Below are 17,113 nucleotides of genomic sequence, written 5' to 3' on the forward strand. Positions count from 1 at the left end.
ATGAAGCGCGTTCTCGTCACCGGCGGCGCCGGTTTCCTCGGCTCGCACCTCTGCGAGCGGCTCCTCGACCAGGGGCACGAGGTGCTGTGCATCGACAACTTCTACACGGGCGCCCGGCGCAACGTGGCCCACCTGCTGACCAATCCGCGGTTCGAGCTGATGCGCCACGACGTGACCTTCCCGCTCTTCGTGGAGGTCGACGAGATCTACAACCTGGCCTGCCCGGCCTCGCCGATCCACTACCAGTACGACCCGGTGCAGACGACGAAGACCTCGGTGCACGGGGCGATCAACATGCTGGGCCTGGCCAAGCGGCGTCGCGCGAAGATCTTCCAGGCCTCCACCAGCGAGGTCTACGGCGACCCGACGGTGCACCCCCAGCCGGAGGAATACTGGGGCAACGTCAACCCGATCGGCTACCGCTCCTGCTACGACGAGGGCAAGCGCTGCGCCGAGACGCTGTTCTTCGACTACCGCCGCCAGCACAACCTGCGCATCAAGGTGGCGCGGATCTTCAACACCTACGGCCCGCGGATGCACCCGAACGACGGCCGGGTGGTGTCGAACTTCGTGGTCCAGGCGCTGAAGGGCGAGTCCATCACCCTCTACGGCGAGGGCAACCAGACCCGCTCGTTCTGCTACGTCGACGACCTTGTGGAGGGCTTCCTGCGCTTCATGGCGACCGGCGACGAGGTGACCGGGCCCATCAACCTCGGCAATCCCGGCGAGTTCACGATCCGCGAGCTGGCCGAGATCGTCATCGACCTCACCGGCTCGAAGTCGAAGATCGAATTCCGGCCGCTGCCGCAGGATGACCCGATGCAGCGCCAGCCGATCATCGACAAGGCCAAGGAACACCTGGGCTGGGAGCCGAAGGTGCCGCTCCGCGAGGGCCTGAAGAAGACCATCGCCTATTTCGACGACCTGATCCGTTCCGACGCAGACCTGGCCCAGCCGAACGGCGTCTAGGTTCCAGGCTGGACGTACGGCACCTTGGCGAAGAGCTCGCGCTCCGCGCCGCGGGGGTCGTCCACCAGCCGGGTTTCGGCGTCGAAGACCATCGTCTGCCGCCTCGGCAGGCCATAGGGCTCCCAGCGGGGCAGGGCGGCGTGGTTCGGGTCGCCCGTCCGGGCGAGGGCGATGAAGGCGTCGCTCATCAGGCCCGCGACCTTGCGAGCCTCCGGCCCGTCGCCCGTCTGCGCCCCCTTCGCGGCCGTGTTGTCGAACACCAGCGGGATGTCGAGGGTGTGGAAGGCCTTCAGCCGCCCGCCCTGCGAGGGCGACGGGAAGTCGAGCTGATAGGCCCAGGTGGGCGCGCCCTGGCGGGCGCGGGCCTCGGCCTCGATGATCGCGCCACGCCAGGACCGTGAGGCGGTGGTCGCCGAGAACAGGACGTCGGACGGGCTGTAGTGCGGATAGAGCTCCCGGTAGCGGGCGATCACCAGTTCGGGCTGGATGTCCACGCGCAGGTTGGGGGCGAGCCGGGCCGGCAGGCCGGCCCAGTCCAAGGTGAAGTTGCTCTCGTCGTTTCCCAGGAAGGCGCGGGTCTCGTCGTGGGTGTTGCCGATGATCATCGGCACGCCGGCGGCGAGCGGCGGAGCGTCCGGCCAGAAGGGGTGCCGCCTCAGGCTCCGCTCGTCGAGCACCGGGCCGAAGTAGATCGCGCCATAGGGCAGGATCGGGTCCCGGGCCCCCATGGCCTCCACGAGGCGCTGGGCGGGCAGGGTGCGCAGCGCGTCGGCCTGTTCCGGCTTCAGCTTCAGGGCGTCGAGCCAGGCCAGGGTGCGCTGGTGAGCGTTCAGCGGGCCGGACGCCGTCACCTGCTGGCCGCTCATGGTGGCGGCGCGGTGGAAGAGGCCCTGGGCTGCCGGCATGGCCATGAGCGTGGCGATCTTCGCCCCGCCGCCCGACTGGCCGAAGACCATGACGCGGGAGGCGTCGCCCCCGAACTCGGCGATGTTGTCCCGGACCCATCTGAGCGCCAGCACGAGGTCGAGCTGGCCGGCGTTGCCGCTGTCGGCCCAGTCGGGGACGCCCAGCCGTGCGAGGTAGGCGTAGCCGAAGGCGTTCAGGCGGTGGTTGACGGTGACCACCACCACGTCGCCGCGGCGGGCGAGCCGCGTCCCATCGTAGAGCGGGCTGGAGCCGGAGCCGGTCGAATAGGCGCCGCCGTGGAAGTAGACCATCACCGGCCGCCTGGCGCCGTCGCGCAGGCCGGGCGCCCAGACGTTCAGGAAGAGGCAGTCCTCGGACTGGGCGGGCTCGGCGCCGGGCTGGGGCGAGGCGGAGCCGTAGGCCAGGGCGTCGGCGACGCCGGTCCAGGGCGCGGGCGGGGCGGGGGGCTGGAAGCGGCGGGGGGCGGTGTCGGCGCCGTAGCGGATTCCTTTGAAGACCTTGATCCCGCCGTCCGTGTAGCCGCGCACGCGGCCGGCGGTGGTCCTGGCGACAGGGTGGTCCGCCGCCCGGGCGGCGACGGACGGCAGGATCAGGCCCGCCGCGGCCGTGGTGATCAGAGTCCGCCGGTCCATCACGCTCGCTCCCTTGGCGCACAGGCTATGACACCGGTAGCATTCGGCCAAGGAGATCGCATGGACCTCGACCGCCGCCGTCTGCTTGCCGGAGCCCTGTCCGCCGCGCCCGCAGTGGCGGCGGCGCAATCCGATCCGACGGAGGTGATCCCGCTCTGGCCGAAGGGGCCGCCCGGCGGGGGCGGGCAGGGGCTGGTGGAGAGCCTCTTCGACCGGGCCAGGCCGGGGCAGCCCCCGGACCGGGCGGTCACGGCGATCACCCACCCCCGGCTGACGGTCTTCCGGCCCGGGCGGCCGAACGGCCACGCCTGCCTGATCGCGCCGGGCGGCGGCTATGTCCGGGTGGTGGTCGACAAGGAAGGCTTCGAGTTCGCGAGGTTCCTCGCCGCGCGCGGGATCACCGCCTATGTCCTCTACTACCGCCTGCCGGCCGACGGCTGGACGGGCGGCCGCGACGCCCCACTGCAGGACGTGCAGCGGGCGCTCCGGCTCGTGCGCGCCCAGACGCAGGGCAGCGTCGCGGCCCTGGGCTTCTCGGCCGGTGGCCACGTAACCGCGCAGCTCCTCAACCGCTTCGCCGAGGCCAGCTATCCGCCGCAGGACGCCGCCGACATGCTGTCGGCGCGGCCGGACGCGGGCGGGCTGATCTATCCGGTGATCAGCATGGACCCGGCCATCGTGCACGCGGGATCGCGCGAGAAGCTGGTGGGCGCCAACGCCGGCGAGGCGCTGACGCGAGCCTATTCCATGGAGACGCGCGTGAGAGGGCAGACCCCGCCGACCTTCCTGGTCCACGCCGCGGACGACGCCAGCGTGCCGATGGACAATTCGCTCAGAATGTATGGATCGCTGCGGGCGGCGGGCGTGCCGACCGAGGCCCACTGGTTCCAGAAGGGCGGCCACGGGTTCGGGATGCGCGGCGCGGCCGGCAAGCCGGCGGCCCGGACGCCTGAGCTGTTCCATGCCTGGTGGATGCGGCAAGTCCGCCAGGAACCTTGACGATCAAGCCTCGTTGACGCTCATCGCCGGGGACCGCGCAGGGGCGCGGATCCGGACGCGCGTGCGTACTGGGGGAAGACGATGGCGGTGACGCTTCAGACCTATCTGGCCGACGCGGCCGAGCCGGGGCTGGCCGGACTGCTGAACGCCATGGTGGACGCCTGCGCCGCGATCAGCACCCTCGTCCGCCGGGGCGCGGTGGACGAGATCATGGGCGCGCTGGAGAGCGAGAACGTCCAGGGCGAGGTCCAGAAGAAGCTCGACGTCATCTCCAACGACATCCTGCTGGAATCCTGCGCCAAGGCGCCGGCGCTGGCGGCCATGGCCTCCGAGGAGATGGACAGCATCCATCCGGTGCGCCCGGTGACCGCCGAGGCCCGTTACCTCCTGCTGTTCGATCCGCTGGACGGCTCCAGCAACATCGATGTCAACGTCTCCATCGGCACCATCTTCTCCGTCCTGCCGGTGACCGCCGACGCGGCCCGCGAGGCCACCGAGGCCGATTTCCTGCAGCCTGGCCGCAACCAGGTCGCCGCCGGCTATGTGGTCTATGGCCCGCAGACGACGCTGGTCTTCACGCTCGGCGATGGGACGACAGTCTTCACCCTGGACCCGGTGACCGGCGAGTGGCTGCAGACCGCCGAGAAGGTCCAGGTCCCGGCGGAAACAAAGGAATTCGCCATCAACGCCTCGAACATGCGCCACTGGGCCCCGCCGGTGCGCGCCTACATCGAGGACTGCCTGGCGGGCGAGACCGGCTGCCGGGGCAAGAACTTCAACATGCGCTGGATCGCCTCGATGGTGGCCGACGTCCACCGGATAGCCATGCGCGGCGGGGTCTTCCTCTACCCGTGGGACGCCCGCGAGCCGGACCGGGCCGGGAAACTTCGCCTGATGTACGAGGCCAACCCCATGGCGATGGTCATGGAGCAGGCCGGCGGCGCGTCCTACGACGGCTTCGGGCCCACGCTCGATGCAAAGCCCACCGGCCTGCACCAGCGGGTCTCGGTGATGCTGGGGTCGGCCGCCGAGGTCGAGCGCCTGCAGAAGGCCCACGAGGCGGCGCTGCAGCCCGCCTGAGGCGGCTCAGGCCCCCACGGGCGTCCGGAGGATCTTCGCCATCGCCTTGCCCCTGGCGAGTTCGTCGATGAGCTTGTCGAGATAGCGGATCTCGCGCATCAGCGGCTCCTCGATGGCCTCGACGCGGACGCCGCAGACCACGCCGGTGATCAGGTTGCGCGCCGGGTTCAGCGGGGCCGCGGCGAAGAACCCCTCGAAGTCGGTCTTCGCGGCGATGTGGCTCTCCAGCTCCGCCTGGCTGAAGCCGGTCAGCCAGCGGATGATCTCGTCGACCTCGGACCGGGTGCGGCCCTTCTTCTCCGCCTTGGCGACGTAGAGCGGATAGACGCTGGCGAAGCTCATTGCGTAGATCCGGTGCGGGGTGCTCGTCGCCATCGGGGCCGCCTCCTATTCGCGCGTGGGCGAGAGGTAGCATCTTCCGCCGGCGCGCGCCCCTTGTCGGAAACGCCGCCGGCCGGGCGTCCTTCGGCGGACGTGGAAAGGAGACGCCGATGACGCCGACCATCACCGCCTTCGAAGCCTCGCCGGACAGGGGGCAGTGACTGGCGCGGGACACGCGGGTCCGCTGGGCTCTGGAGGAGGTCGGCCAGCCTTATGACGTGCGGCTGCTCGCCTTCGCCGCCCTGAAGCAGCCGGAGCACCTGGCGCGCCATCCCTTCGGCCAGATCCCGACCTATGAGGAGGGCGACCTGGTCCTCTTCGAGTCCGGGGCGATCATCCTGCACATCGCCGAGCGCCATCCGGGCCTGCTGCCGGAGGACGCCGGGGGGCCGGGCGAGGGCGATCGGCTGGATGTTCGCGGCGGTGAACACTGTCGAGCCGCCGATCCTGGAGCGCCAGACCGCCATGCTGCTGGAGCGCGACCGGCCGTGGACTGTGGAGCGCTTGCCGGCGATCGACGACCGCATCCGGGTGCGGCTCAAGGACCTCTCCGCCCGCCTCGGCGACGCCCCGTGGCTGGACGGGGCGTTCAGCGCCGGCGACCTGATGATGGTGCATGTGCTCCAGAGGCTCGGGACCTCCGGCCTGCTGGCGGAATATCCTCGCCTCGGAGCCTACATCGCCCGCGGCGAGGCGCGGCCGGCCTACCAGCGAGCCTTCGCGGCGCAACTGGCGGTCTTCAAGGCCGTGTCGGGGAGCTGATCGCCCGGGCTCAGATCGAACCTCTGACGAAGCCGCCGACGTACCGAGGCGGCGCGCCGCCCCGCGGCTCCGTCAACGGGCGCGCATCAAGCCTGGCGACTCGCAGATAACCAAATAATATGACTATTTGTGCGGGCGGGTCAGAACCGTGGGCTGGGGGAGGGTTGAATGGCGCGACGGATCGGCCGACGGAAGGCATTGTCCGCGGGCCTTGTGGCCCTGCTCCTGGCCTTCGCAGGCCGGCCTGCCGCCGCGCAGAGCGATCGGATGACTCCGATCCGGGTACCGGACCAGCCGGCCGCGATCACGCTCGGCACCGGGCCGCTGCCCAATGCGACCGCGCCGGAAACCTGGCACCAGCAGTACGGCAGCCGGTTCGCGCGGAACGTAACGGTCGCGACCCTCACGCCCTTTCTCCCCAACCCGAAGAAGGCCACCGGGACCGCGGTCGTGGTGGCGCCGGGCGGCGGCTTCCGGACGCTCTCCATGGAGAACGAGGGCTGGGACGTGGCCCGCGCGCTCGCCGACCGCGGCGTGGCGGCCTTCGTCCTGAAGTACCGGCTGAATCCGACGCCGGCCGACCTGCCGGGCTTCGAGCGCGCCATGGCCGAGATGTTTTCGTCGGCCGCCACCCGCCCGCCGCGTCCTGCGCCGGACCGCATGGCGACAGAGCTCGCGCCGCAGATCGCCGACGCCCGCGCGGCCTTCGCCCTGATCCGCCGCCGCTCGGCCGAGTGGGACGTCGACCCCGACCGGATCGGCATGGTCGGCTTCTCGGCCGGGGCGATGCTGACCATGGCCACGACGCTGGTCGGCGAGGACGCCAGGCCCGCCTTCATCGGCGACATCTACGGCCCGCTTTCCGCCGTGACAGTCCCGCCCGACGCGCCGCCGCTCTTCGTGGCCCTGGCCGCCGACGATCCGCTGTTCGGAAGCGGCGGCTACGGCCTGGTCGACAGCTGGCGGGCGGCGAAGCGGCCGGTGGAGTTCCACCTCTACGAACAGGGCGGACACGGGTTCGGCATGTACCCGAAGGCGACGACCAGCACCGGCTGGTTCGACGCCTTCGTCCGCTGGATGGACATGCACGGCTGGCTCAAGCCGAAGGCCTGAGGCGCGGGCCCAAATCACAAGACAGTTCGATCGGGAGGATGCCTTGAACGGAAGATCATGGATCGCGGCGGCCGGCCTGCTGGCCTTCGCGCTCGCCGCGCCTCGGGCGGCAGACGCCCAAGCCACCCGCATCTCCATCGACGCGGCGAAGCCGGGCCCGGTGGTGGACCGTCACATCTTCGGCCAGTTCGCCGAGCACCTGGGCTACGGCATCTACGACGGCGTGTGGGTCGGTCCCGACTCCAAGATCCCGAACGTGCGCGGCATCCGCAGCGACGTGGTGGGCGCGCTGAAGGCCCTGAAGGTGCCCAACGTCCGCTGGCCCGGCGGCTGCTTCGCCGACGAGTACCACTGGCGCGACGGCATCGGCCCGGCCAGCCAGCGCCCGGTGGGCATCAACGCCAACTGGGGCAATGCGCTGGAGCCCAATACCTTCGGCACGCACGAGTTCATGGACTTCGCCGACCAGATCGGCGCCGAGGCCTATGTGTCGGTGAACGTCGGCTCCGGAACCGTGAAAGAGGCCGCCGACTGGCTGGGCTACATGACCGCGCCCACCACGACGGCGCTCGGGAAGGAACGCGCGGCCAACGGCCATCCTCAGCCTTACAAGGTGAAGTTCCTCGGCATCGGCAACGAGAACTGGGGCTGCGGCGGCTCGATGAGCGGTGAGTTCTACGTCGACCAGCTCAAGCTGTATGCCCGCTACGTCCGCAACTTCGACACGGCACAGACCGGCGAGGCCGCGATGCAGCGGATCGCGGTGGGGCCGGACGGCGACAAGACCGAATACACAGAAGAGGTGATGAAGGCCTGGAAGGACCGGACCTGGGCGTGGAGCATCGAGGGCCTGTCGCTGCACTTCTACACCACCGGCGGCTGGCCCCCGTCCTACGCCTCCACCGGGTTCGGGGAGCCCGAGTACGCCAGGCTCCTGAAGGAGACCCTGACCATGGATGGCCGGATCGCCAAGCACACCGCGATCATGGACAGGTACGACCCGGAGAAGAAGGTGTTCCTGGCGGTCGACGAGTGGGGCGTGTGGCTCGCGCCCGCGCCCGGCACGAACCCCGGCTTCCTGATCCAGCAGAACTCGCTGCGCGACGCGATCCTGGCGGCGCTGAACATCAACATCTTCGCCCGGCACGCCGACCGGGTGCGGGTCGCCAACATCGCCCAGATGGTCAACGTCCTGCAGGCGATGATCCTGACGGATGGCGACAAGATGGTGCTGACGCCGACCTATCACGTGTTCCGGATGTACACGCCGTTCCAGGACGCGACCTTCCTGCCGGTGGACTTCGCGAAGGGCGAGTACCGGTCGGGCGACGTGGTCCTCCCGGGCCTCGACGCCGCAGCGGTGCGGGCCAAGGACGGTTCGGTCTGGCTGGCCCTCACCAACCTGAATCCGCGGGAGGCGGCCGAGGTCGAGCCCCAGGTGGCCGGACGGCGGGCCCGCGCCGCGGCCGGCGAGGTGCTGACGGCGGCTGAGGTCAGCGCGCACAACACCTTCCAGGCGCCGGACGTCGTGGTCCCGCGGCGGATCTCCGCCGAGGCCCGGGGCGGCCGCCTCAGCCTGCGCCTGCCGCCGAGGTCGGTGACCGTCGTGAAGCTCGACTTCTGAACGGCGGGGCGCGGGTTCGCGGGGTGGGGGGCTGTGATATGACGGCGCCGGGACGGCTGCGCCGGCCGCCGCCCACTCCGGAGAAGCACGCCCTGCCGAAGGTCCACCCGCTGCATTTCAGTCCGCTCGCGCCGCGGCGTACCCTGTCGAGCCACGGCCAGGTGGTGCGTGCGCTGGGGTCGGAGATCATCTCGGGGCGATATCCGCCGGGCGCGAACCTGCCATCGGAGCCGGAACTCCTCACCCGCTTCCAGATTTCGCGCCCGATCCTGCGCGAAGCGCTGAAGACCCTCGCCGCCAAGGGACTGGTGGTTCAAAAGACCCGGGTGGGCACGCGCGTGCTGGACCCGGTGAACTGGAATCTGTTCGACGCCGAGGTGCTGTCCTGGAAGGCCGATCTCGGGATCGACGAGCCCTTCCGGCAGTCGCTTGTCGAGATCCGCCGGGCGGTGGAGCCCAGCGCCGCGGCGCTGGCCGCCCAGCGGGCCACGCCCTCGGAGATCGAGGAGCTGCGCGAGTGCGTGGCGCAGATGCGGGTCCCCGGGCAGACGGCCGAGCGCTTCGCCGTCGCCGATCTCGAGTTCCACCTCGCCGTCGCGGCCGCCAGCGGCAATGTGCTGATGCGGTCCCTGGCGGCGGTGATCGAGACTGTCCTCGTGGCGAGCTTCTCCCGGACCTCTCCGGTCGACAGCGCCGAACTGCAGGCGCAGGTGGCCGACGCCCACGGGGCGATCGTCGACGCCATCGCGCGGAAGGACGGTCCCGGGGCAGCGACCGCCATGCTGGCGGTCATTTCAGCGGGCGACGAGCGCTACGGGACCGAGGGCGAGCGCCGGCCCTGATCCGGTTCAGAGCGCTTCGACGCGGATCTCCGGGTCGGCCGCCACGGCGAGGGCGTTGCGGGCCGGAAACCGGAAAGGCTCGGCCTCGATCTCGAAGGTGTCGCCGGGCTGGACCTTCACGCCCTCCGAGAACGACAGGGTCGCCGTGCCGAAGAAGTGCACGTGGACGTCGCCCGGCCGGCGGAACAGCCCGTACTTGAAGTGGTGATGCTCGAGGTTGGCCAGCGCGTGGCTCATGTTCTCCTCGCCGGTCAGGAAGGGCTTCTCCCAGACCACCTCATTGCCCCGGCGGATGCGGCTGACGCCGCGCACGTCGGCCGGCAGGTCGCCGGTCAGCAGCTCCGGACCGAGCGCGGCGGGCCGCAGTTTCGAGTGGGCGAGCCAGAGGTAGTTGCCGCGCTCGGTGACGTGGTCCGAGAACTCGTTCGCCAGGCAGAAGCCCAGCCGACGGGGACGGCCGTCCGGGGCGATGATGTAGATCCCGGCGATCTCGGGCTCCTCGCCCGCGTCGAGGGCGAATCCGGGGGAGGTGAGGGGCTGGCCGGGCCCGACGACGCTCGACCCGTCGCCCTTGTAGAACCACTCCGGCTGAACCCCGATCTCGCCCGCGGCGGGCTTTCCGCCCTCGACCCCCATCAGAAACATCCGCATCGAGTCGGTCGGCGTCTCTGCGGCCTGGGCGTCGCGGTGCATCTTGTCCCGGCCCTCCGCCGAGCCGAGGTGGGTGAGGCCGGTGCCGGTCAGGTAGAGGTGCGCGGGGTCCGGATGGTCGATGGGCGCCAGAACCCGCCCTTCGGCCAGGGCGGCGGCGACATCGAGGTCCTCGGCCAGGCCCGCGGCCAGGGCGGCGCCGTCCAGGGAGCGGCCCGTGGCCATGGCGCGGGCGGCGAGGTCGTAGAGGCTGGCGACGCCCGCCACGACCCGGCCGGGTCCCTCCGCCTCCAGCCGCGCGAGCCGGCGGGCGCCGGCCGCGTCCCGCACCTGCACGAACCTTACCGACATGCCTCATCTCCCACAGCGGTTGACGGGATCGCTTCTGGCCCACAAAAGTGCGCTTGGAAATAGTCATACGAATTAGAGCGCCTGAACGGCCGGGGTGGAAATGAACCGACGTGTGAAACTCGCCGCGGCGGCCGCGCTCGGCCTGATGCTGGCAAGCTGCGGGGAGGGCGGCGGCAAGCCGGCCGGCGAGGCCGCGCTCACCGTCGGGTTCTCGCAGATCGGCTCGGAATCCGGCTGGCGCACGGCCGAGACCCGGATGGCCCAGAAGGCGGCCGAGGCGCGGGGTGTGACCCTCAAGATCGACGACGCCCAGCAGCGGCAGGAGAACCAGATCAAGGCGATCCGGAACTTCGTGGCGCAGGGCGTCGACGCGATCTTCCTCGCTCCGGTCGTGTCGACGGGTTGGGACGACGTCCTGCGCGAGGCCAAGGACGCCGATATCCCGGTGATCCTGCTCGACCGCCAGATCCAGACCCGCGAACCCGAACTCTTCCTGACCTCAGTGAGCGCCGACAACGCCAAGGAAGGCGCAGTGGCGGGCGACTGGCTGGTGGGCGCGGTCGGGACGAAGGCCTGTCCGGTGGTCGAACTGCAGGGCACCGTGGGTTCGACCCTGGTCGCTGACCGCAAGCGGGGCTTCGAACAGGCCATCGCCAAGGCGCCTAACGTGAAGATCGTCCGCACCCAGTCCGGCGAGTTCACCCGCGCCAAGGGCAAGGAGGTGATGGAGGGCTTCATCAAAGCTGTGGGCCCCCGTAACATCTGCGCCGTCTACGCCCACAACGACGACATGATGATCGGCGCCATCCAGGCGATGAAGGAGGCGGGGCTCGATCCCGGCCAGGACGTGCTGACGGTCTCGATCGACGCGGTTCCCGACATCTTCAAGGCCATGGCCGACGGCGACGCCAATGCGACCGTCGAGCTCGATCCCGACATGGGCGCCAAGGCGCTGGACGCCCTGCTCGCCTACCGGAAGACGGGGCAGGCGCCGCCGAAGCTGATCCAGACGCCCTCGACGCTGTTCCTGCCGGACACGGCGGCGGCCGAGTACGCGCGGCGCAAGGACCTCTACTGATGGCCGACGGCGGTCCGCACCGCCTGGAGGTCACGGACGTCGACAAGGCCTATCCCGGCGTCCAGGCGTTGGACCGTGTCCGCCTGACCGTGCGGGCCGGGGAGATCCACGCGATCCTCGGCGAGAACGGGGCCGGCAAGTCGACACTGATCTCGGTCCTGACCGGCGTGGTCGCCGCCGATGCCGGCGAGGTGCGGCTGGACGGGGAACGGCTCCGTCCCGCAGGGCCGGCGGACGCCGCCCGGCTGGGAATCGCCGCCGTCTATCAGGAGGCCAACCTGCCGGCGAACCTGACGGTGGCCGAGGTGCTCTTCCTGGGCCGGCAGCCGACCCGTTTCGGTCTGGTGCGGCGTGGCGAAATGCACCGGCAGGCGCGTGCGCTCCTCGCGCCCTACGGCCTCGAGATCGATGTGGGTCGGACACTCGGCGACTATTCCACGGCGGTCCAGCAACTCGTCGCCATCGCGCGCGCCGTCGATCTCTCCGCCAAGGTGCTCATCCTCGACGAACCCACGGCCAGCCTCGACGCCGCGGAGACCGAGGTCCTGTTCGGCGTGATGCGGAGCCTGGCCGGGCAGGGGCTGGCGGTGATCTTCATCACCCACTTCCTCGAACAGGTCTTCGCCGTCTGCGACCGGCTGACGGTGCTTCGAAACGGCCGCACGGTCGGGGCGCGCGCCGTCGGCGAGGTGACCCGCCTGGACGTGGTCTCCCTGATGCTGGGCAGGACGCTCGCCGCGTCCCACCTCGAGCGCAGCCGGCGCGCGGCGCCGGGCGAGACCATCGCCAGCTTCGAGAACCTGGGCCGGCGCGGCCTCGTCGAACCGTTCAGCCTGGAGATCCGCCAGGGCGAGATCGTGGGAGTCGCCGGCCTGCTGGGCTCAGGCCGCAGCGAGACGGCGCTCCTGATGTTCGGCGCGGTGAAGGCTGACAGCGGCGAGGTGACCCTGGCCGGCCGACAGGGGCGCTTCCGGGGCCCGCCCGAGGCGGTGCGCGCGGGCGTCGGCTTCACGCCGGAGAACCGCAAGCACGACGGCATCCTGGGCGCGCTGTCGATCCGCGAGAACATCGCCATCGCCCTCCAGGCCCGGCAGGGCTGGATGCGCCCTCTGCCGCGCCGGCGGCAGCAGGAGCTGGCCGACCTCTACATCCGGCGGCTGGATATCCGCACGCCCGACGCCGACAAGCCGATCGAACAGCTCTCCGGCGGAAACCAGCAGAAGGTGGTGCTCGCCCGTTGGCTCGCCATCGAACCCCGGCTGCTGATCGTCGACGAGCCAACACGCGGCGTCGACGTCGGCGCGCACGCCGAGATCGTGACGCTGCTCGAGGAGCTCTGCGCCGGGGGGGCTCGGCCTCTATGTGATCTCCTCCGAGCTGGAGGAGGTGGCGGCCTATTCCGACCGCGTCGTGGTGATGCGCGAGCGCCGCGTCGAACGGGTGCTGGAAGGCGACGAGATCAGCCCCGTGAACCTGATGACCGCCATCGCGGGCGCCGCGGCATGACCCTCGCCAGCATCAGGCGCTGGAGCGTGGAGGCGTGGCCACAGCTCGCGGTGCTGCTCGTCGCCGTCGCCGCCAACGGCATCGTCTCGCCGGCCTTCTTCCACCTCGGCGTAACGGACGGTCGGCTGTTCGGTGGGATGGTCGACATCCTGATCCGCGGCGCGCCCACGATCCTGCTGGCGCTCGGCATGGCGCTGGTGATCGCCACGCGGGGCGTCGACCTCTCCGTCGGCGCCGTTATGGCCATCGCCGGCACGGCGGCGGCCGTCTCGATCAACGCCGGCCAGGGGTGGGCCATGGCCATCGCCGTCGGCCTGGCCGCCGGCCTCGCCTGCGGCCTCTGGAACGGCCTCCCTGGTCACGGCGCTGGGCATCGAGCCGATCGTCGCCACCCTGATCCTGATGGTCGCCGGGCGGGGCGTGGCGCAACTGATCACCGAGGGGCGGATCGTCACCTTCGTCGATCCCGCCTTCGCCTGGATCGGCGGCGGCGCGGTGCTCGGACTGCCGGCGCCCATCGTCATCGCCCTCGCGGCCCTGGCCATCCTCCTGTGGCTCACGCGCAGCACGGCGCTTGGGCTGTTCGTCGAGGCGGTGGGGGGTCAACGCGCGCGCCAGCCGCCTCGCCGGCGTCCGCACGGCCGGCGTCCTCGTCTGGGTCTACGCCCTGTCGGGCCTGCTGGCCGCGACCGCCGGCCTCATCGCCACCGCCGACATCCGGGCGGCGGACGCGAACAATGTCGGCCTGTGGCTGGAGCTGGATGCGATCCTCGCGGTCGTGCTGGGCGGCGGCTCGCTGTACGGCGGGCGGTTCTCGCTCTCGCGGGCCGTGCTCGGCGCCCTGGCGCTGCAGGCCATCAAGACGGGGATCCTGCGCGCCGGCCTGCCGCCGGAGTTCAACCTGGTGGTCATGGCGCTCGTCGTGGGCGTGGTGCTGTGCCTGCAGTCGCCCTGGCTCGCCGAGCGCCTGGGGCGACGGACGGCCGGACGGGGAGGGCGTTCGGCGTGAACCTCCGGCGCAATCTTCCCCTGCTGGCGACGGTGATCGTCTTCGTGGCGGGCTACGCCCTCTGCGCCGCCCAGTACCCGGCGATGCTGAGCCTGCGGGTCGGGGCGAACCTGCTCACCGACAATGCGGTGCTGGGCATCCTCGCGGTCGGCATGGCGTTCGTGGTCATCTCGGGCGGCATCGACCTGTCCGTCGGCGCCGTGATGGGACTGTCGTCCGTCCTTGTGGCCCTGGCGGTGACCCGGCTGGGGCTCCATCCGCTGCCCGCCTTCACCCTTGCGGTCCTGCTGGGTGCGCTGGGCGGGGCCGGGATAGGCTGGCTGATCCATCACCTGAAGGCGCCGGCCTTCATCGTCACCCTGACGGCCATGTTCCTGGCGCGCGGCGTGAGCTTCCTCCTCACGACCGAGGCCGTGCCGGTGCATCATCCGTTCTACGACACCCTGTCGGACCTCTCGCTCCGCCTGCCCGGCGGCGGACGCCTCGGCTTCGTCGCTCTCATCCTGCTGGCCGCGTTCGTCGCCGGCGGCGTCCTGCTGCACATGACCCGCTTCGGCGCGGACGTCTTCGCCGTGGGCGGCGACGCCCGGGCGGCTGAACTGGCCGGGGTCCGGGTCGGGCGCACGACGGTCTCCGTCTATGCCATCAGCGGCGGCATGGCGGCGCTCGCCGGCGTGGCGACCTCGATCTACACCGGCGCCGCCTATCCCCTGACCGGCGTGGGCGCCGAACTGGACGCCATCGCCGCCGTGGTGATCGGCGGGGCGCTGCTCGCCGGCGGGGTCGGGACCATGGCCGGCGCCCTGATCGGCGTCCTGATCCAGGGCCTGATCCTGACGTTCATCAACTTCGACGGCCGGCTGTCGAGCTGGTGGACGAAGATCGCCATCGGCCTGCTGCTGTTCGCCTTCATCGCGCTCCAGAAGGGCTTGCTGAAGCTCCCCGGCGCCCCCCAGCCACATCGAGCCCCGACGCCCATGACCTCGCCCCCGACACCCGAACGCAAGCTCCGCTCGCGCGCCTGGTTCGACAATCCGGACAACGTGGACATGACCGCGCTCTACCTGGAGCGCTACCTGAACTTCGGCCTGTCGCTCGAGGAGCTGCAGTCCGGGATGCCGATCATCGGCATCGCCCAGACGGGGTCGGACCTGTCGCCCTGCAACCGCCACCACCTGGTGCTCGCCGAGCGCGTGCGCGAGGGCATCCGCAGCGCGGGCGGGGTGGTGCTGGAGTTCCCGGTCCACCCGATCCAGGAGACCGGCAAGCGACCCACCGCCGGCCTCGACCGCAACCTCGCCTACCTCGGCCTGGTGGAGACCCTCTACGGCTACCCGATCGATGGCGTGGTGCTGACCATTGGCTGCGACAAGACGACGCCCGCCTGCCTGATGGCGGCTGCGACCGTCGACATCCCCGCCATCGCCCTGTCGGTCGGTCCGATGCTGAACGGCTGGCACAAGGGCCAGCGGACCGGGTCCGGCACCATCGTCTGGCGGGCGCGGGAGATGCTGGCCGCCGGCGAGATCGACAAGGCGGGCTTCATCCGCCTGGTGGCGTCCTCCGCCCCGTCCACGGGCTACTGCAACACCATGGGCACGGCCACGACCATGAACTCGCTGACCGAGGCGCTCGGCATGAGCCTGCCGGGCTCGGCGGCGATCCCGGCGCCCTACCGCGACCGGCAGGAGATGGCCTACGAGACGGGCCGGCGGATCGTCGACATGGTGCGGGAGGACCTGAAGCCCTCGGCCATCCTGACGCGCGAGGCCTTCCTCAATGCGGTGGTGCTGAACTCGGCGATCGGCGGCTCCACCAACGCGCCGATCCACCTCAATGCGCTGGCCGCCCACATGGGCGTCGAGCTCACCGTCGACGACTGGCAGGCCTATGGCGAGAACGTGCCGCTGCTGGTCAACCTCCAGCCGGCCGGCGAGTACCTGGGCGAGGACTACTACCGCGCCGGCGGGGTGCCTGCGGTCTATGGCCAGCTCATCGAACAGGACCTGATCCGCGAGGCGGCCATCACCGTCACCGGCCGGACGATCGGCGAGCTCTACCGCGGGGCCGTGATCGAGGACGAGGCTGTGATCCGGCCCTTCGACCGGCCGCTGGCCGAGCGCGCCGGCTTCATCGTCATGCGCGGCAACCTCTTCAACTCAGCGATCATGAAGACCTCGGTGATCTCGCGGGACTTCCGCGACCGCTACCTCTCGAACCCGGACGATCCGGACGCCTTCGAGGGCGTGGCGATCGTCTTCGACGGGCCCGAGGACTACCACCGCCGCATCGACGATCCGTCGCTGGCCCTCACCGAGCACAGCGTCATGTTCATGCGCGGCGCCGGGCCGATCGGCTATCCGGGCGCGGCCGAGGTGGTGAACATGAGGCCGCCGGACTACCTGATCCGCGCCGGCGTCACCCAGCTTCCCCTGCCTGGGCGACGGGCGGCAGTCGGGCACCTCGGGGTCGCCCTCGATCCTGAACGCCTCCCCGGAAGCCGCGGCCGGCGGCGGGCTCGCGCTGCTGAAGTCCGGCGACCGGGTGCGGATCGACCTGCGCAAGGCCCGGGTGGACGTGCTTATTCCCGCCGACGAGATCGCGGCGCGAAGGGCCGAGCTGGAAGCCGCCGGGGGCTACCCGTATCCGGCCAGCCAGACGCCCTGGCAGGAGATCCAGCGGGCCCTGGTCAACCAGCTGGAGGACGGCGCGACGCTCGCCGACGCCACGAAGTTCCAGCGTATCGCCGAAACCCGCGGGCTCCCCCGCGACAACCACTGACGGCCGCCAGAGTGGCCTATTGCAGATCGCCGGCCGTGATCCGGCGGCTCCGCAGGAAGGCGTCGGCGACCAGTTCCAGGGGGCGAAGGTCCGCCTCCGTGGCGCGCGCCCGGATCAGTTCGGCGAACCGCGCATAGAGCCGCGGGTACTCGCCGCCGAGCGCGACGGCCGGGCGTCCGGCGGAGGCGGTCTCGGGGAGAACGAGGCGCGCACCGCCGTCGAGCAACGCCAGCCGCCCGGCGTCGGTCTCGACGGTGATGGTCCACACCTCTGCGCCGACCTCGCGCCAGTCGAAGTGCGCCTCGCCCACAGCGTCGTCCGCCGTGCCGAGAATCAGCTTCGCGGCGATCGGCGTCTCCCTTGCCGTCGGGCACGAGGAGGCGGGCGTCGCGCACATGGACCTCGCTC

13 protein-coding genes and 4 pseudogenes are annotated in these 17,113 nt (G+C 70.9%); 13 read left to right on the forward strand and 4 right to left on the reverse strand.

Annotation, left to right across the window (positions count from 1 at the left end; all coding sequences use genetic code 11):
* Entirely contained in the window at positions 1-969 is a 969-nt protein-coding gene (locus tag LRS04_RS16835) for a UDP-glucuronic acid decarboxylase family protein (RefSeq protein ID WP_257817333.1), read from the forward strand.
* Here LRS04_RS16835 and LRS04_RS16840 read toward each other — a convergent pair.
* The gene (locus LRS04_RS16840; protein ID WP_257817334.1) at positions 966-2,528 is read right to left on the reverse strand and encodes a carboxylesterase/lipase family protein; all 1,563 of its coding nucleotides are present in this window, start codon (positions 2,526-2,528) and stop codon (positions 966-968) included. The two genes, LRS04_RS16835 and LRS04_RS16840, sit on opposite strands and share 4 nt — an antisense overlap.
* 60 nt (positions 2,529-2,588) lie before the next feature.
* Between LRS04_RS16840 and LRS04_RS16845 the strand changes: the two genes are divergently transcribed.
* Together LRS04_RS16845 and LRS04_RS16850 are read left to right on the forward strand one after the other, a co-directional pair.
* Complete coding sequence (locus LRS04_RS16845) at positions 2,589-3,527, forward strand: alpha/beta hydrolase (RefSeq protein ID WP_257817335.1); 939 nt, start codon at positions 2,589-2,591, stop codon at positions 3,525-3,527.
* Positions 3,528-3,608: 81 nt separating this feature from the next.
* Entirely contained in the window at positions 3,609-4,607 is a 999-nt protein-coding gene (locus LRS04_RS16850; RefSeq protein WP_308238165.1) for a class 1 fructose-bisphosphatase, read from the forward strand.
* Between the two features lie 6 nt (positions 4,608-4,613).
* Here the strand turns inward: LRS04_RS16850 and LRS04_RS16855 are convergent, their stop codons facing one another.
* Positions 4,614-4,982, reverse strand: a complete 369-nt coding sequence (locus LRS04_RS16855; RefSeq protein ID WP_257817336.1) for a DUF2200 domain-containing protein — start codon at positions 4,980-4,982, stop codon at positions 4,614-4,616.
* Between the two features lie 224 nt (positions 4,983-5,206).
* Between LRS04_RS16855 and LRS04_RS16860 the strand changes: the two are divergent.
* From LRS04_RS16860 to LRS04_RS16880, 5 genes and pseudogenes are all read left to right on the forward strand, one after another.
* Positions 5,207-5,293 (forward strand): annotated as a pseudogene (locus LRS04_RS16860) (glutathione S-transferase family protein); the annotation flags it as partial.
* Positions 5,294-5,399: 106 nt separating this feature from the next.
* Complete coding sequence (locus LRS04_RS16865; RefSeq protein ID WP_257819268.1) at positions 5,400-5,750, forward strand: hypothetical protein; 351 nt, start codon at positions 5,400-5,402, stop codon at positions 5,748-5,750.
* Between the two features lie 267 nt (positions 5,751-6,017).
* Positions 6,018-6,863 (forward strand): alpha/beta hydrolase, encoded by an 846-nt coding sequence (locus LRS04_RS16870; protein WP_257817337.1) that lies wholly within the window; start codon positions 6,018-6,020, stop codon positions 6,861-6,863.
* A gap of 43 nt (positions 6,864-6,906) precedes the next feature.
* Entirely contained in the window at positions 6,907-8,487 is a 1,581-nt protein-coding gene (locus LRS04_RS16875) for an alpha-N-arabinofuranosidase (protein WP_257817338.1), read from the forward strand.
* Positions 8,488-8,525: 38 nt separating this feature from the next.
* Complete coding sequence (locus tag LRS04_RS16880; RefSeq protein ID WP_257817339.1) at positions 8,526-9,329, forward strand: FadR/GntR family transcriptional regulator; 804 nt, start codon at positions 8,526-8,528, stop codon at positions 9,327-9,329.
* Positions 9,330-9,335: 6 nt separating this feature from the next.
* Here LRS04_RS16880 and araD1 read toward each other — a convergent pair whose 3' ends face one another.
* Positions 9,336-10,331 carry an AraD1 family protein gene (araD1, locus tag LRS04_RS16885; protein ID WP_257817340.1) on the reverse strand — a complete coding sequence of 332 codons (996 nt, stop codon included), beginning with the start codon at positions 10,329-10,331 and terminating at the stop codon, positions 9,336-9,338.
* A gap of 112 nt (positions 10,332-10,443) precedes the next feature.
* On the opposite strand from araD1, the gene LRS04_RS16890 reads away from it, so the two are divergent.
* The 5 genes and pseudogenes from LRS04_RS16890 (at position 10,444) to LRS04_RS16920 (ending at position 16,705) form a co-directional block, all read left to right on the forward strand.
* A complete protein-coding gene (locus LRS04_RS16890; RefSeq protein ID WP_308238166.1) occupies positions 10,444-11,409 on the forward strand; it encodes an ABC transporter substrate-binding protein in 966 nt (321 codons plus the stop codon).
* Positions 11,409-13,208: pseudogene (locus LRS04_RS28195) on the forward strand (ATP-binding cassette domain-containing protein); the annotation flags it as partial. The gene LRS04_RS16890 and the pseudogene LRS04_RS28195, both read left to right, overlap by 1 nt.
* A gap of 281 nt (positions 13,209-13,489) precedes the next feature.
* Positions 13,490-13,924: an ABC transporter permease gene (locus LRS04_RS16910; RefSeq protein ID WP_257817344.1), complete on the forward strand. Its 435-nt coding sequence runs from the start codon at positions 13,490-13,492 to the stop codon at positions 13,922-13,924.
* Positions 13,921-14,853 (forward strand): annotated as a pseudogene (gene yjfF / locus LRS04_RS16915) (galactofuranose ABC transporter, permease protein YjfF); the annotation flags it as partial. The gene LRS04_RS16910 and the pseudogene yjfF, both read left to right, overlap by 4 nt.
* 48 nt (positions 14,854-14,901) lie before the next feature.
* Positions 14,902-16,705: pseudogene (locus LRS04_RS16920) on the forward strand (IlvD/Edd family dehydratase).
* A gap of 16 nt (positions 16,706-16,721) precedes the next feature.
* On the opposite strand, the gene LRS04_RS16925 reads toward LRS04_RS16920, so the two are convergent.
* Positions 16,722-17,102 carry a hypothetical protein gene (locus tag LRS04_RS16925; protein WP_257819269.1) on the reverse strand — a complete coding sequence of 127 codons (381 nt, stop codon included), beginning with the start codon at positions 17,100-17,102 and terminating at the stop codon, positions 16,722-16,724.
* Positions 17,103-17,113: the final 11 nt, after the last annotated feature.

The organism is Phenylobacterium sp. J367 (assembly GCF_024699985.1).
GTDB lineage: Bacteria > Pseudomonadota > Alphaproteobacteria > Caulobacterales > Caulobacteraceae > Phenylobacterium.

Excerpts from the sequence above, each read along its gene's own strand:
- LRS04_RS16865 (WP_257819268.1), top strand. The coding sequence starts at position 5,400 with ATGTTCGCGGCGGTGAACACTGTCGAGCCGCCGATCCTGGAGCGCCAG.
- LRS04_RS16835 (WP_257817333.1), top strand. The coding sequence starts at position 1 with ATGAAGCGCGTTCTCGTCACCGGCGGCGCCGGTTTCCTCGGCTCGCAC.
- LRS04_RS16870 (WP_257817337.1), top strand. The coding sequence starts at position 6,018 with ATGACTCCGATCCGGGTACCGGACCAGCCGGCCGCGATCACGCTCGGC.
- LRS04_RS16880 (WP_257817339.1), top strand. The coding sequence starts at position 8,526 with ATGACGGCGCCGGGACGGCTGCGCCGGCCGCCGCCCACTCCGGAGAAG.
- LRS04_RS16855 (WP_257817336.1), bottom strand. The coding sequence starts at position 4,982 with ATGGCGACGAGCACCCCGCACCGGATCTACGCAATGAGCTTCGCCAGC.
- LRS04_RS16850 (WP_308238165.1), top strand. The coding sequence starts at position 3,609 with ATGGCGGTGACGCTTCAGACCTATCTGGCCGACGCGGCCGAGCCGGGG.
- araD1 (WP_257817340.1), bottom strand. The coding sequence starts at position 10,331 with ATGTCGGTAAGGTTCGTGCAGGTGCGGGACGCGGCCGGCGCCCGCCGG.
- LRS04_RS16840 (WP_257817334.1), bottom strand. The coding sequence starts at position 2,528 with ATGGACCGGCGGACTCTGATCACCACGGCCGCGGCGGGCCTGATCCTG.
- LRS04_RS16845 (WP_257817335.1), top strand. The coding sequence starts at position 2,589 with ATGGACCTCGACCGCCGCCGTCTGCTTGCCGGAGCCCTGTCCGCCGCG.
- LRS04_RS16925 (WP_257819269.1), bottom strand. The coding sequence starts at position 17,102 with ATGTGCGCGACGCCCGCCTCCTCGTGCCCGACGGCAAGGGAGACGCCG.